Source organism: uncultured Sunxiuqinia sp. (assembly GCF_963974515.1).
In the GTDB taxonomy this organism is placed as follows: Bacteria; Bacteroidota; Bacteroidia; order Bacteroidales; family Prolixibacteraceae; genus Sunxiuqinia.
In genome coordinates this window covers 1-15,350 of record NZ_CAXBDD010000095.1, presented here as the reverse complement: position 1 = coordinate 15,350, position 15,350 = coordinate 1, and the positions used below count along the sequence as shown (strand labels likewise).

9 protein-coding genes are annotated in these 15,350 nt (G+C 44.0%); all 9 read right to left on the bottom strand.

Annotated elements, in window-relative coordinates; translation table 11 throughout:
* Window positions 1-368: 368 nt before the first annotated feature.
* The 9 genes from AAC033_RS15655 to AAC033_RS15615 all read right to left on the bottom strand — a co-directional run bounded on the left by AAC033_RS15655 (window position 369) and on the right by AAC033_RS15615 (window position 15,252).
* Window positions 369-1,058, bottom strand: a complete 690-nt coding sequence (locus AAC033_RS15655) for an ABC transporter ATP-binding protein (RefSeq protein WP_339739800.1) — start codon at window positions 1,056-1,058, stop codon at window positions 369-371.
* A gap of 64 nt (window positions 1,059-1,122) precedes the next feature.
* The gene (locus tag AAC033_RS15650; RefSeq protein WP_339739798.1) at window positions 1,123-3,528 is read right to left on the bottom strand and encodes an FtsX-like permease family protein; all 2,406 of its coding nucleotides are present in this window, start codon (window positions 3,526-3,528) and stop codon (window positions 1,123-1,125) included.
* A gap of 86 nt (window positions 3,529-3,614) precedes the next feature.
* Entirely contained in the window at window positions 3,615-4,457 is an 843-nt protein-coding gene (locus AAC033_RS15645; RefSeq protein WP_339739796.1) for an MBL fold metallo-hydrolase, read from the bottom strand.
* Window positions 4,458-4,604: 147 nt separating this feature from the next.
* A complete protein-coding gene (locus AAC033_RS15640; protein ID WP_339739794.1) occupies window positions 4,605-5,165 on the bottom strand; it encodes a YdeI/OmpD-associated family protein in 561 nt (186 codons plus the stop codon).
* A 152-nt stretch (window positions 5,166-5,317) separates the two neighbouring features.
* Window positions 5,318-7,705: an FtsX-like permease family protein gene (locus AAC033_RS15635; protein ID WP_339739792.1), complete on the bottom strand. Its 2,388-nt coding sequence runs from the start codon at window positions 7,703-7,705 to the stop codon at window positions 5,318-5,320.
* Between the two features lie 181 nt (window positions 7,706-7,886).
* Entirely contained in the window at window positions 7,887-10,352 is a 2,466-nt protein-coding gene (locus AAC033_RS15630) for an FtsX-like permease family protein (protein ID WP_339739790.1), read from the bottom strand.
* 213 nt (window positions 10,353-10,565) lie between these two features.
* A complete protein-coding gene (locus AAC033_RS15625; protein WP_339739788.1) occupies window positions 10,566-12,896 on the bottom strand; it encodes an ABC transporter permease in 2,331 nt (776 codons plus the stop codon).
* A 107-nt stretch (window positions 12,897-13,003) separates the two neighbouring features.
* Window positions 13,004-13,702: an ABC transporter ATP-binding protein gene (locus AAC033_RS15620; protein ID WP_339739786.1), complete on the bottom strand. Its 699-nt coding sequence runs from the start codon at window positions 13,700-13,702 to the stop codon at window positions 13,004-13,006.
* A 299-nt stretch (window positions 13,703-14,001) separates the two neighbouring features.
* On the bottom strand, window positions 14,002-15,252 hold the full coding sequence (locus tag AAC033_RS15615; RefSeq protein ID WP_339739783.1) for an HlyD family efflux transporter periplasmic adaptor subunit: 1,251 nt from the start codon (window positions 15,250-15,252) through the stop codon (window positions 14,002-14,004).
* Window positions 15,253-15,350: the final 98 nt, after the last annotated feature.

The following is a 15,350-nucleotide window of genomic DNA, read 5'->3' as shown; positions in this document are numbered from 1 at the left end:
TGTCCACCTTTAACTCATCGTTCACCCAAAGATAGATTAGCAATGCACAGGCTAAGCCCGACGACAGTCCAATCAGGTTGATAAAAAACGAACTTTTATTTCGCTTGAAATTGCGATAGACAAGGAGGAAATTATATTTAAACATCGTTAAGTCTTTTTTACTTCCGAAGACATTCAGAAACCATACCACATCCCTAACATACTACTAATCAAATAAAACATCAAAAACCTACTCGCAAAGTGTCTAATTTCTTAACAGTTATTGTCAAAAGATTTGTCATCTAAGCCATCCACTGATCGGCTTTGATTCGTCCAATTTTAAGAATTAACGTTTCCGGTTAATCATGCAAATCCTGGTCAAAACGTTTTTAGACACGTGCTTCCATTTGTTTTTCATCGTGACGAATTAATCCGTCTTCCAACCGGACAATCCGCCTTCCGTAATTGGCAAACCTTTCGTTGTGGGTGACCTGAATGATGGTCATGCCTTCCCTGTTCAGGTTCTTTAGCACATCCATAATCATTTCGCCCTGGGTTGAATGCAGGTTGCCGGTCGGTTCGTCGGCCAGCAAGAGCTTTGGCTTGCCAACAATGGCGCGTGCGATACCCACAAGCTGTTGTTGCCCGCCCGACAGTTGTTGTGGAAACAGGTCTTTTTTGGCTACCATATTGAAGCGGTCGAGCAAGTCAGCCACCATGGCCTGTCGGTCACGGCTTTTCACTCCTTTGTAGATCAGCGGGGTTTCAATGTTTTCATACACGGTCATTTCTTCAATCAGGTGGTAAGCCTGGAAAATAAAGCCCATGAAGTTGCGGTGATATTCCACCTTTGCTTTTTCTTTCAGGTCAAGCACCGAATTGTCGTACAGCTCATACCGCCCTTCCGAAGGCGAATCGAGCAATCCAATAATATTCAGCAAGGTTGATTTCCCTGAGCCGCTGGGGCCCATAATGCTGACAAACTCACCTTCATTTACCTCGAAGTTAATGTCTTTTAATACGAATGTTCGTTGAAACTTGGAATCGTAATACCTGTCAATGTGTGTTAATCGAATCATCTTGTTTTATTTTAAGTTATAAGCTAAATACCTGAACTCCTGCCCCGTCGGGAGTTCAGAGATTTTATTCATACCGCAGCGCCTCCACCGGGTTGCGGTTTGCAGTCCGTGTGTAATTTAGAGCAGCGATGAATGCTACAAGCAACAACACGAACAGGCTGCTCCCAATGAAAATTGCCCAATGTAACGGAACTTTGGTGGCGAAATGCTGCATCCATCTGCTGATCGTCAGCCAGGCCCCTGTTAATCCTAAAAGCACTGCAGGCAGAGCTACGTATCCGAGATCAAGGATAAAAATCCGAAGTATGTCTGGTAGGTTGGCGCCGCTTATTCGACGAATTGCCAACTCCTTACGCCGCCGGGCTGCTTCGTTCGAGGTGTAGCCCAACAAGCCGATGACAGTGATTAACAGGATGATGACACTCCCGGACATCATCGTATTGCGGAACCCTTGCGCTGATTGGTAACTTGCTTTTTGTTCCATCTCCAGGCTTTTTACCACAGCATCCTGATAGGGTAAAAACTGATTGAACACATCGCTAAGTTTTTTCAACATACCGGCTTCTGCCGGTTTGCTGGTTTTTATCAGTACATAAAACAGAAACGATGAATGTTCGGCCCTTACCTGCTCAAACTTTTCAGCCGGGTAATAGTAAAAAACCGATGGACGAAGATCGGGTTCGGTCATGTTATTCACAATAAAATCAGAGAAAACACCGCGGATAGTCGATACTCCGTGTTCGCTAATATCAACCTCGTGACCCACCACGTTTTCCCACCCGTTAAACACTTTCAGTTTCTTAGCTCCTTTTTTACTGATGAGCAGGTCATTGACCACGGAATGCTGTCGCGAAAAGCTTTCTCCTTCAATAACAGGGATGTCGAGTATCGACAAATAATTTTCGTCAATAAAATAGAAATCGGCAACGTTAAACAGTTCCTTCTCCCTGCCGGACGAAAAAATATTGTTACCCGAGGCTCCCTCTATGGGCAAACGGTACCCTAAACCTACTTTCTCTATTCCGGGAACAGATCGTAACTCATTTAGTAATGTTGCGATTTTCCTGCCCTCCATTCCACCGGTTGCTCCAAAATAAACTCCTTCGGTCCGGTAACCGTGGTCGGCAGTTACGAGACTGCTGTATTGCATGCTAACAACCACCAGCATGGTCAGGATAAATGTGGCGCCGGCAAACTGGAATGAAAGTAACACCAATTTCCACCGATTCTTTTTCTGCTGATAATTGCGAAAAGCTGTTGCCACTGGTATGCGTGAGAAAAACCTGCCAGGAAGGTAACTGGTTAATACCACCAACGACACCACAAGGAAAAGCAGTGGCCAAATAACCTGCGGGTTTATTGCTGAAACAAGTTTATGCCCTACCTGTGCTTCGGCAAGAGGTTTGATGAGCCAGATGAGAAGAAATGCGCCAACCAGTGAAATAAGAAACAAAACAAAGGTTTCCAAAAAAATTAATTGGCGGAGGTTCCGGGCTTCGGCACCGCAGGTTTTATGAATAGCCGAACTTTTGGCTCGTTTTATCAGGGCGCTCAGCGTTAACAGGATATAGTTCATAAACGATACAAACAGAACTGCAAAAGCAATGGTCGTAAGTATAAGTATCATATCTCTTACCCCATCGGAATACATTTTCCTTATGGGTTTAAAGGAATATTTCAGAACTGTCCCTCCCTGTTGCTGTTCCAACTTTTCGATATCCTGGTGTTTGACCTGCATTTGACGTACAGCAGGCTCCAGGCTCTCGGGGTTTACTCCTGGAGCCAGTTTTACGGCGGCATAATAGCGGTCGTTTCCCATCCAATTTGTAGAGCCGTCCCATGCGAAAAACTGACTGGTAGAAACCATCGAAATAAGGATATCGTATTCATAGTTGGTATTTTCAGGCAGTTCTTCAAAAACCCCGGCAATCGTTAGTTTTTTGCCAGCATATCGTTTTAGCTCGATTACCTTTCCGGTAACATCGCCTCCAATTTCTTTAGCCACTTTCGTGGAAATCATACAGGTCATCGGGCTTTTAAGAATCTCTCTTGGATTCCCGCTGATAATTGGTACCGGAAGCACGTCGAACAGGTATTCATCGGCCAGCGCAAAATGCGCTTCGTAACTCTTTTTGTCGTCAGTATAAAAAACAGACGAGCCAATGCTGTTGAGCCTTGTTGCTGCTTCAATGCCCGGAACCTCAGCTTTTAAGCCGGGGGCGATAGCGCCGCTGACCCCCCGGTAGCTTTCCATCTTATCCGACGATTTGTCCGCTTTAAAATTCTCGTGTACCACATAGATGCGGTTTGCATCGGGATAAAAACTATCGAAACTATAATAATACAGTACTTCCGATAAAAGCAAAATACCGAATGCCAGTCCGGCAGTAAGCGATATAATCCGTGTGGCAGCGTGTTCGCCTTTTCGAAATACGCGGCGAAATGTTGGTTTAAATAAATATGTCACCATTTTCTTTCTGCGATTTTTTGTTTGTCCTTTTAGAGTTGATTCAACGTAAGTTTATGCATATCAAGAGTCAAAATAACTGCGAAGAATTAATCGAATATTCTACTTTCCAATTCCTGATTGAAAAAAATAATCTGAGGTTTTACTCCTTGGAATTGTTCCGAATCCAATTCTTTGGCAGGTTTTGTCCCGTGCATAAAAATCACATTATCAGCCTTTAAATCCCTTTTCACGATCTCCATTGAAATCGAATCCCAGTCAAAATAGCTTAGATGTGCAATATCGATGGGACAATCAATATTTTTTAATGCTTTATCATTTATTCTGAGACAGCCATCCCCCTGATGGAAAACATTCTTCTTGTCAAAATGGACAACGTATCCAAAATTCTCTGTTTTTTCATATTCGGTATAATCCGAATTACTTAACCCTTCAAGCCTGCGATCAGTCCCATGTTGCATTCGTATCGTCGTAACTGAAAAGTCGTTTATTATTATCCTTTTCGATTCGTTCATGGACAAGTCAGGACTAATAATCTGCGGCTCTATTTTGGCAAAACTGCTACAAGAATCTTTCATCTGTTTATATACTTGTGAGGGACAAATCATTTTTGCTTTGCTATGATTCAGAAGGAAGCTTTCGGTCAGTATTGCGTTAAAATGGTCCCCGTGGATATGGGTAATCAAGAGCAAATCAATCTTGTTGAATGGAGCATTCCCTTTAATAATATTCCATTTTGTTTTCTCCGAAGGCAAATAAAAGAACTTACCATATTCAGTACCAAAAGGATCAATGAGTATCTTCGATTTGTCATTTTCGTATAAAAACCCACAATTTGCCAGATAAGTGGCTTTGATCTCGTTTTCCTGGTCAGTAAATCCACACCAGACGATTGCTAAGATCAGCCATTTTAATTTACTTAATTTTCTCATGATATTATTGCATAATCACACCTTCAAAAGCGTATTCTCTTGCTGATTGTTCTTTCATCTTCTCATCATCATCCTTCGTTGCAAAATAAACCGGACATTCACTACATATAAGTCCATAATATGATAGGTATTCCACTGATTATCTACTTACATTGGTCTTTTATTTTCATTTAAACGTTCAATAATTTTACTCAGTCTTTTTATTTTGGTTTCTTCCTTTTTGGCATCTAAGTACAGAGCAGTATAGGTCTTTCTAACTGATGGAGACATTTTCAGAAAATTAGTTAACGCAGGTTCAAAACCTTCTAATAATTTATTGAAATCCTTAACTTGTTCATCTGAAATGGGCTCTCCCTTTTTTGCACCCCACCCTTTATCTCTTTTGGCTTGTTCAATAGCACTCAACCCAAATTCTGTCATAATACCATTTGCTATTAATTTTTTAGTTAACTCTTTATTCTTTTCAGACCATTTGCTGCCTTTTCTTCTTGGAGTAAATTTCTTCTGATACATTTGTTCATTAATGCTTTTTATTTGTCCATCAATCCAACCAAAACACAACGCTTCTTCAAGTGCTTCATTTGGTTTTAATAACGCTATCTTTCCTGTTTTATCAAAGGTTATCCAAATACCATTACTTTCATTATGATTTTCCACCAACCAATTTCTAAATTGGTGTCTATCAATAAATTCCATTTTTTCCTCCATAAAATTACCTCCCTTTAAGTTGACTATTCGATTCATTGCATTATATCAACTATCTCATATGCCTTCACCCTGATTTTTTTCTCTGTATTTTCGTTCCTCAAATACTATGGTTCTGTTGAGTAGTCAGGGATTCACTCCAAGTGAAACCCTGACTACTCATACCGCAGCGCCTCCACAGGGTTCCTCGTGGCCGCTTTCCAGCTTTGCCAGCTTACTGTCAGCAACGCAATTCCCAGCGCCAGTAAACCGGCCAAAGCAAAGATCCACCAGCTTAAACTGGTTTTGTAGGCAAAGTTTTCGAGCCATTTATTCATGGCATAGTAAGCAATGGGCGTGGCTATTACAAAAGCAATGAATACCCATTTTACAAAGTCTTTATTCAGCATGGACAGGATTTCAGAAACCTTTGCGCCGTTCACTTTTCGGATGCCGATTTCTTTGGTGCGTTGTTGCGAAATAAATAAGGCAAGTGCACTGATTCCAAGCATGCTGATTAAAATCCCGATAAGTGAAAAGGCAAGAAGTATCCCGCTTAAAATGGTTTCCGCCTTGTACTGAGATGCAATGGTTTCGTCCATAAAGAAATAGTCGAATTCCTGACCCGGGTAATGCGTGTTCCAGGCTTCCCTGATTTTATCTATTCCTGCACGAAGATTTCCGGGATTTAAACGAACATGAATAAATCGTGCACTGCTTCTCGATTCATCTAGCCAAAATGCAAAGTCGCCAACGGCCTCGTGTGCCGAACTGTAATGAAAATCTTTGGCCACTCCAAGAAAATTAATACGGGTCTGGTCCGATTCCAGTGGCTGTGATTCACTAAAAGCTTCTAAGGCATCCATACTTCCGTGTCTCTCCAGCAGCCGTTTATACAAATGATTATTGATTACCATCCCGCGCACCGTGTCTGCCGATGGACTAATCCAGTTTTCCAAAAGCTGAATATTCATGGTTTTCAGGTAATTGTAATTGGCAAAAACAAAACCTGCTGTTCCGTCAATTCCTAAACCTTCTAAAGGAAAGCCCTGTGACGGATAACCAAAATGTTGCGCTGTCATTCCAACCGAAACTACCTGACTTTGTTTTTCTAACTCGCGTGCAAAAATTGCTGGGTCTTTCGAAAAATCTTTCAGGTTCAGGACAACCACATTTTCTTTATCGAAACCCAGCGGTTGATTTAATACAAAGCTGAGCTGTCTGTTCACCAAAAAAGTGGACGACATGATAATAATCACGATGGTAATTTGTAAAACGAGCAACGATTCCAGGATATGATTTCCCGAATAATTGATTTTTTCGGAAAGAATATCGATGGCAGACAATTTTCCCAAAAGAAAGAATCCGACAAAAATGGCGGTTAATCCCAGACAAAAACCCAACACCAAAAGTACACTCAGGTAAACTGCAGGTTCAGAATAATAAATATTAAAGTCGATTTCAAAAAACCGATTGATATAAGGTTTAATGATTTCGATGAGCCCCAATGCAAGAAGTATGGAAACCAGGCAAAACAGAAACACTTCGGATAAAATCTGGACGGTTAATTGGCTTTGCGTGGCGCCAATTGATCTTTTCAACCCCAGTTCTTTCGACCGTTTTATTAGTTTGGCTATCGTGAGATTAACAAAATTGAGCAGCGAAACCAGTAAAATGACAAACGAAATGATTACAAATAACCCGATATTTATTTTGCTTGAACTCTCTTTTAATTCAAAACGAAAATCCGATTTTAAATGAATATCGTCCATCGGCACCAACTGAAATTGATACGCTTTTGGTCCCCGGGTTTCTTTCAAATTGCTGGTATCGAAGAAGCTTAATAATTTGTCCTCAATTTGTTTTGGCGAGGATGTTTTATCCAACTTAATATAATTGTAGACCCATTGAGTTTTCTGATTGGGCTGCGCTTCATATCTTTCCTGCAAACCTCCTTTTTGTGAAAGCAGCAGTTCGTAGTTGAAATGCGTTTTCGGGTGCGTGTTTTTTACAATCCCGCGGATTTCGTAATCCCCCACATTTCGTGCATATTGCAAAGCTTCGATAGTAATTGTTTTTCCAACAGGATTTTCGTTTTTAAAATATTTTTCGGCAAAATCCTCGGTAACAAACACGGTGTTGGGTTTCGAAACTTCCGACAAATCTCCCATTTTTGATTGTACCGAAAACATTTCGATAAAACTTTCGTCAACCGACATGATATCGTTCTGCTGAAACGATTGTTCACCCATTTTTATGGTTCCCACTTTGCAGTGCGAAAACTGAGTGGATTTTTCAATTTCCGGAATTGTTGCAGTGGCGGGATGAATTATTCCCAGACTTCGCGCCCATGGAGTCTCTTCCAGACCTTCGGGAATGGAAGTCACCCGGTAAATTCGTTCGTAATCGGCAAAATGCTTATCGAAGCTTTTTTCGTTTGAAACATACAAAAACAGAATCAGAAATGAGGCAATTCCGATAACCAATCCGACCACGCTAATGGTGGAAAGAGCTTTGTCCTGACAAATTCTGCGGACAATTAATTTAATGTTGTACCCAATCATTTATTGTTGTTTTTGTAGTTTCAAATTGGCTGAGCCACGATTTGCCTGATGTTTCACTGCCCTCAAACGCTGTGTCTTGCAGGCGCCGAGACGTTTTTCTGATCTTTACCCAAATAATCACCGTAATCCTCTCATCTGTTTTAATCATATCTTGTCCAGATTTGTCGGGAGTCCCGACATTTTATTCATACCGCAAAGCTTCAACCGGATTCCTTGCAGCTGCCCTCCAACTCTGCCAGCTTACCGTTAACAATGCAATTCCCAGCGCCAGTAAACCGGCCAGAGCAAAAATCCACCAGCTTAAGTTGGTTTTATAGGCAAAGTTTTCGAGCCATTTATTCATGGCGGAGTACGCGATGGGCGTGGCAATTACAAAGGCAATAACGACCCATTTGATAAAGTCTTTGTTGAGCATGGTTAAAATTTCAGAAATGCGGGCACCGTTGACTTTGCGGATGCCGATTTCCTTCACCCGCAGGTTGGTATTAAACATGGCGAGGCTCAGCAAGCCAAGACAGGAAATGAGCAGAGCCATCAGCGCAGAAAAGGTCAAGATTTGGTTAAAAGATAAGTCGCTGCGGTACTGGGATTCGAACTCTTTATCCGAAAAGAAATAAAGAAACTCATCCTTCGGATAGAGCTTTTTCCAGATTTTAGACAGATCGCGCGCGATGGCTCCGGTATTGGCAGCATCGATATGAAACGAGTAGTACCCCACCGAAAGCTCCCAGTCCAGGTTCTGAAAATAGATAATTGGCTGGATGGGGAAATGCAGCGAAACATGGTGGTAATCGGCCACTACACCGCGTATTTTAAAGGAGCGGTCGCCAACAGAAAAAGCTGCCCCAATGGCATCGGCCGGATGAATATATCCCATCGCTTTGGCTGCTGACTGATTCAGCAAAACTTCATCGGAAATCCAGTTTGATTGTTGACGAAGGTTTTCGCCCGCCAACAGCTTCAGGTTATAGGTATCCTGAAACTGGTCGTCGATGCTGACTTCACCAAAAGCTGCCGCAAAAGGTTCGTCCGAGTTGGAAGGCATGACATTCTCCTGGCTGCGTTTGATTATTCTTCCGGGCACTGAAGAGCTGGCACTGAATGATTTGACACCGGGCAAGGCAAGTGCTTCATTACGGAAGGTGGCCAGCTTCAGCGGGATGTCCGGATGGTTAGTCATCGACATGGGCGTGTAACTAAATATTGTCTGCCCGCCTGAAAAGCCAAGTTGCTCTTTCATCACAAATTGCATCTGTTTATAGATACCAACGGTTGAGATGAGCAAAACGATGGTGATGGCAAATTGCACAACCACCAAGACTTTTCGCCCTGACCAATTTGCACCGGAATTGTGCGATACGCCTTTCATCAGCATATATGCCGGCTGGCGGAAAACCGAAAAAAATGGGATTAGGGAGGCCAGGCATGTACCGGCCAAAGCCGCCAAGCCAACATAAAGGAATATTGCTGCGGAAACTGTTGCATCCGGAAGCTGCCTGGTTACCCACAAAATGGCCAATGGAATAGCCAACAACAGGGAAGAGAAAAACAATAAAAAGTTATGCATAAACAATTCGAGAAAAACATTCCCTTTCCCCGCCCCGTTGATCAGCCGGATGGAATAGCTTTTTCGGTTTTCGAGGGTTGAAATGGTACTGAGATTTAGATAATTCACAAAACATACCAGCATAACCACCAGGCAAATCACGACCAGAAAGTTGACTTGCATGTTGCTTCCACTCGCCTGCAACTCGCCGTCAAGGTTTGAACGCAAGTGGATGGAAGCAAGGGGTTGAAAGATGAAATTTATCTTGCTGTCGGCCAGGTTGTCGGGAAAGCCTACCTTGCCCAACGCCGGGGCAACGGATGCTTCCACATCGGCAATCCGCGTGTTCTCATCCAGCCGGATATAACAATACGGGCGGTGCTGCATTGCCGAACGCCAACGGCTGCCCATGTATGGCGAAGCTTTGCTGTAGGCGTAATCAGGGTTCTCGACCAAAACCTGCGCGCGGTTGTCGAAATTGCTCATATAGTAGCTCAGCGATTGATAACTGCCAAGCACGTCAATCTTCATATGGCTGTTGGAAGGAATGTCTTCAAAAACAGCCTTCACCAAAAATCGCCAGCCCTCGTTCAGCGTGATCTCCCGGTTAATCGGGTTTTCGTCGCCAAACAATTTCCGGCTAAACGAAGCGGAAATGACGATCCCGCGGACATCGCCAAACAATTGCGCAGATTCACGATAAAGGATTTTTCGTTCGAACACGCTGAAAAAGGTTGTATCGCTCCAAAACCAGTCCACATCCTGGATCATTTGTTCCTGGTTGTACACCGTAATCTTATCGGGGGCCATGTTGCAATGGGCGATAATCCCCGGCAACTCCTCATCGAGCAGTTCCGATGAGCCATGAAAGTTTTTTGCTGAAACGGTGGACCGCCCATCCTGATGTTTCAGGTCGAGCGCCACGCGGTACACCGAACGGTGATTGTTCCAAAACTTGTCATACGAATGCTCATAGTTGATTTTGGCAACCAGAAAAATAACAATACCAAAACCGGTAACCAGTCCGGCAATTTGGACTCCCGACAAAAAACGCCGCTTCAGCAAGGTGCGGATCAAAGCTTTCAGTTGTAACAGGTTCATATCCTTTTGTTTTCGTTCGTACTTTTAGGTCCATACAATTGATTTATCCCTCTTCGCCATACGCTGTCAGGTTTGTTCAGGCGCTGGCAGGTTTTTCCCTTTGCTCCATTCCCTTTCAATGCTGATAATCCTTCCATCCTGCAAATCCTGAATCAGACTTTTTCGTCAACGCTTTGCCCTGTCAGAGCTTCACTCCAAGTGAAACCCTGCCTATTATTCATACCGGAGTGCCTCAACCGGGTTCCTCGTAGCCGCTTTAACCGTTTGATAGCTGGTCGTCAATAAAATAATGACAAAGAGAATCGCCGCACCCAAACCAAACACCCAAGGCGGTGCGTGCAGTTTATTGGCGCTCGGGATCCATTCGTATACCCACCAGGCAGAGGGAATTGCGATCAGCAGGGCAAAAAACAACAGGATAAAATATTCCCGGCTCAGGATGTAAAAGATGTTGACCGATGTGCTTCCGTTGATTTTGCGGACGCCAATTTCTTTTGTGCGGCGAAAAACGGTAAACGAAACCAAACCGAGCAGACCGATCATTGCCAGGAATACATTAAACACCGTAAAAAACAGGATCGTACGGTTAACAGCGTGATAAATTTTAAACGTGTTCTCGTTGGCGAAGGCCGTTGGCAGGTCTTTAAACTCGAAGGGATCATCGGGGAAAGCCGCTTCGAATTCGCGGGTCAGGATTGTATTGGCTTTCTGGTAATTGTTTGGGTCAACCCGGAATGCAAACGTCCAGGTGCCGGCAATTTCTTCTGGTGCAAGCACCATAATGGAAGGCTCAATGCCATTGTGCATGTCTTTGTAAATGTAGTTTTTCACCACGCCAACAACCGTGAGTTTATTATTATTCAAGCGTTTTCCGATGGGGTCGTCCCAGCCAAAGCATTTGGCCGCCGTTTCGTTGATCAGGCAGGCTTTACCAACATCGCCCGGGAACGAGCGCGAGAAATCGCGACCGGCAACCAGTGAAATACCCATGTTCCGGACATAGTCGTAACCAACCTGATTGAACCGGCAATTAATTTTCTCGTCCTGGTTTCCCCCTTCCCAGTTAGTCATTCCCCCACCAAAGCTGACAAAAGGAATGTGTTTCGACATGGAAGCGTCAATAATTTCGGGATGTTGCAACATGCGGTCGCGCAATTGATTAAAAGTGGTTCCGTTTTTAGTGGCAGTCATTTTAGTGTAAAGCATGTTTTCCTTGTTGAATCCCAATTCTTTTTGAGTCAGGTGCCTGATTTGCAGCGAAAAAGAAAGTGTGATCAGGATGAGAAAAACGGAAATGGCAAACTGGGAAGTGACCAGCGCTTTTTTCAGGTTGAATTTTTCGTGGCCTTTGCTGAACACCTCACCTTTAAACAAGGATACGATTTTGTTGGATGATAAAAACAAGGCAGGATAAATGCCTGATAAAAGCCCAACGCCAAATGAAACTAGAACCATCATGCCAATAAACTGCCAATTGCCTGTTATTCCAAAATCCAGCTGACGACCAACTATTCCGGCAAAAACCGGCAGGAAAATGGCGACAAACACAAAGGCCATTCCCAGCGCAAGCATTGAAATGAGGATCGTTTCGCCCAGAAATTGCGCAATAAGCGTTGCCCTGTTACTGCCGCTTACTTTTTTTACGGCTACTTCTTTTCCCCGGGTTGATGCATTGGCGGTGGTCAGGTTAATGTAGTTGAACGCTGACATGATCAGGATAAACACGCCGATTAATCCGTACAACGTAAGCACCACATAATAGTGTCCATGTCCGTTAAAGTCCAAATAAAGCAAGTCCATCGGGCACAACTGAAGTTCTTCGAATTCAACTCCGCGAAATCCGGAAAACACAGATTTAATCTTTTTTTCAAGCATCTGATAATCCACGCCGGGCCTGAGCAGGGTGAATGTCATACAATCGCCCGAATAAAGGTCGCCCCGGGTAATTCCGTCCGTGTGTTTCAAGGTTGAAAATGAAATGATGTAATTGGGCCGGACCGTTGTATTGTCAGGTAAGTCGGCATAGACACCTGTAACTTTCAGATCAAATTTCTTTTCAATGGTAACTGTTTTTCCCATTGCCTTTTCACCGGCGAAAAGTCTTTTGGCCATTGTTTCGGATAAGATGATGCTGAACGGTTCCGACAAGGCATTCTGCCGGCTCCCTTCCACAAATTGGCAGCTAAAGACATCGAGGTAGCAACTGTCAGCGCAAATTCCATATTCTTCGTAAACCTGGCGTTCGGGTTCAGAGGCCAGAAATTTACCGCCATTCTCACGGATGACCGTCACCTTTTCAAATTCCGGGAACTGCCTCTCCAGCAATTGTGCCGTAATCGCCCGTGAGTGCGGCGAAATATCGTTCCCATCCATCGCGTACATGGTTTTGGCATAGTGCCGTTGTACTCGGTAAATCCGGTCGTAGTTGATATTTGCTTTGTCCCAGCCTAATTCGTGCTGAATGAACAGCCCGATCAGGATAAAGGCGGTAAACCCCAATGCGAGCCCGAACACATTGATCAATGAATACACCTTGTGTTTCATGAGGTTTCGGACCGATATTCTAAAAATGGTGCGGAACATGATGATCAGTTAATCGTTTCTAAATCATGTTAATCCTTTAATCACAAAAATGATCGTTCAGACATTTTTCACAGCAGCATATCCCCCAACTGCATCTTCAACTCCTCGGTAATCACCTGTCCGTCAAACAGGTTGATGACGCGGTGGGCAAATTCGGAGTCGTGCAGCGAGTGGGTTACCATCACGATGGTGGTTCCTTCGCGGTTCAGTTCAGTAAGCAGGTTCATCACTTCCAGCCCGTTTTTCGAGTCGAGGTTACCAGTGGGCTCATCGGCCAGGATCAGCTTGGGATTGGCGACCACGGCGCGGGCAATGGCCACACGCTGCTGCTGCCCACCCGATAACTGCTGCGGAAAATGCTTACGGCGGTGGCTTATTTTCATCCGTTCCAACACTTTTTCGACCATCGCTTTGCGTTCGCGGGCTTTCAGCTTCAGGTAGATAAGCGGAAGTTCCACATTTTCATACACGTTTAGCTCGTCAATCAGGTTAAAACTTTGGAACACAAAGCCGATGTTCCCTTTGCGAAGCTGGGTGCGGTTACGTTCTTTTAACTGCCCGACTTCTTTTCCATCGAAGAAATACTGTCCGCCGGTGGGGTTGTCGAGCAGGCCGATGATATTAAGCAAGGTTGACTTGCCACATCCCGACGGCCCCATAATGGCCACAAATTCGCCCCGCTGAATATGCAGGGAAACGTTATCCAACGCACTGGTTTCAATCTCTTCGGTGCGGAATACTTTGGTAAGGTTGATTGTTCGTATCATAGCTGTAGGATTGCATGGGGCATGGGGCGAAGAGCAAAGTGCCAAGAGCACGATGCATAGCGCACGCCTTTTGCCTTAGTTTTTTAATCGTGTTTTTCTAAAGTTTGTAATTTTTCGACTCAATGAATCCAAATCATCCAATATTTGATCATTTAACGCAATTGACTCTGTCCAGGTGTCCAAATCCATAGACCTAAAGTGTGCCATCATATTCATTTTTAGTTTGTCCAGTCCAATTTATGAATTAATACTGAATTGCCTCTGCCCTTTCCCCTGTGCTCTCTGTTCCATGCCCTTCGCTATCGCAGCACAATTTTATCGTTCTCCCCAAACAGCTCATAGCTTGAGGTAATGACTTTTTCGCCGGCCTGGAGGCCTTCCAGTACTTCGTAGTACTGCGGGTTTTGCTTGCCGATGCGGATTGGCCTTTTGACTGCTTCTGTTTCATTTTCGTTCAGCACAAAAACCCATTGCCCTCCGGTACTTTGAAAAAACCCGCCGCGCGGCAGCAACACTGCTTTTTCAGATTCCCCCAATTCCAGTTTGATGTGGTAAGTTTGCCCGGTTCGGATGTTATCGGGATTTTCACCTTCAAAGACCATATCGATCTTAAACTGTCCTTCCCGCACTTCGGGGTAAACCTTCTTCACATTGAGCTGATAAGTAGTTCCTCCGCGATCGAAAGCCGCAGGCAATTCGCGGCGTACCCGGTCAATGTAGTGTTCATCAATCCGGGCATTGATTTTGAAATCAGTCAGAATATGAATGAGTCCCAGCCGCTGACCTTGTGAAATAGATTGTCCGATCTCCGCATCGAGTAAACCCAGCTGTCCGTCAACCGGGGCTTTTACATTGAGGTTCTCCAGTCGCTCGCGAGTCATGCTTAAACTAAGGCGCGTGTTTTCAAGACTTCTGTCCATGCTGAGGCGCTGATTTGTCCTGAAGATGGAATCCTGAACCATCTTCTGATAAGTCAGCTCCTGCTCCTTCAGCGAAAGCTCATAGCTTTCCTTCGCTTGTAAATACTCCTCCTTCGCCACCAAATCTTCCTCAAACAACCGTTCGTACTGTTTAAACTTCCGCTTCGCCTGAACTACCTTCAGGTCAATTTCCAATTTCTGTTGTCTGTTTTGAATTTGTTGTTGCTCAATCTGAATTTGGGTGTTTCTAAGCTCATTGGCGTGATACGACAGTTGCGACTCAATATTCATGATCGTGGTGTTGAGATCGGTATTTCGAAGTTTCAAAATCACGTCACCTTCCTTGACCATTTCACCTTCTTCTATATAAATTTCTTCTATTTTTCCTCCTTCTTCCACATCCAGGTAAATGGTCGTGATTGGCTCCACCTGCCCAATAATGGTAATGTAGTCGTTAAATTGGCCATCCTCAACGGCACTGACCGTCAGCTTATCTTTTTCGGCACGGTACACCGATTGGTGATCAGCCAGCAAAATCTGATAGAGCAACAGCAGAAACAGAAGCACTCCTCCCACGATATAAAGGTGCTTCATTTTCAGCCCCTTTTTCTTTTCTATGATTCGATCCATTGACATATCCGATAGTTTTAATTTCCAAATTCCATGTTTCAAATTCCAAATTGCATCGGCTCAGTGCTGCCCCGCGCCCTCTGGCCATGCCCCATCAT

Excerpts from the sequence above, each read along its gene's own strand:
- AAC033_RS15650 (WP_339739798.1), bottom strand. The coding sequence starts at position 3,528 with ATGGTGACATATTTATTTAAACCAACATTTCGCCGCGTATTTCGAAAA.
- AAC033_RS15635 (WP_339739792.1), bottom strand. The coding sequence starts at position 7,705 with ATGATTGGGTACAACATTAAATTAATTGTCCGCAGAATTTGTCAGGAC.
- AAC033_RS15615 (WP_339739783.1), bottom strand. The coding sequence starts at position 15,252 with ATGGATCGAATCATAGAAAAGAAAAAGGGGCTGAAAATGAAGCACCTT.
- AAC033_RS15655 (WP_339739800.1), bottom strand. The coding sequence starts at position 1,058 with ATGATTCGATTAACACACATTGACAGGTATTACGATTCCAAGTTTCAA.
- AAC033_RS15625 (WP_339739788.1), bottom strand. The coding sequence starts at position 12,896 with ATGAAACACAAGGTGTATTCATTGATCAATGTGTTCGGGCTCGCATTG.
- AAC033_RS15645 (WP_339739796.1), bottom strand. The coding sequence starts at position 4,457 with ATGAGAAAATTAAGTAAATTAAAATGGCTGATCTTAGCAATCGTCTGG.
- AAC033_RS15620 (WP_339739786.1), bottom strand. The coding sequence starts at position 13,702 with ATGATACGAACAATCAACCTTACCAAAGTATTCCGCACCGAAGAGATT.
- AAC033_RS15630 (WP_339739790.1), bottom strand. The coding sequence starts at position 10,352 with ATGAACCTGTTACAACTGAAAGCTTTGATCCGCACCTTGCTGAAGCGG.
- AAC033_RS15640 (WP_339739794.1), bottom strand. The coding sequence starts at position 5,165 with ATGGAGGAAAAAATGGAATTTATTGATAGACACCAATTTAGAAATTGG.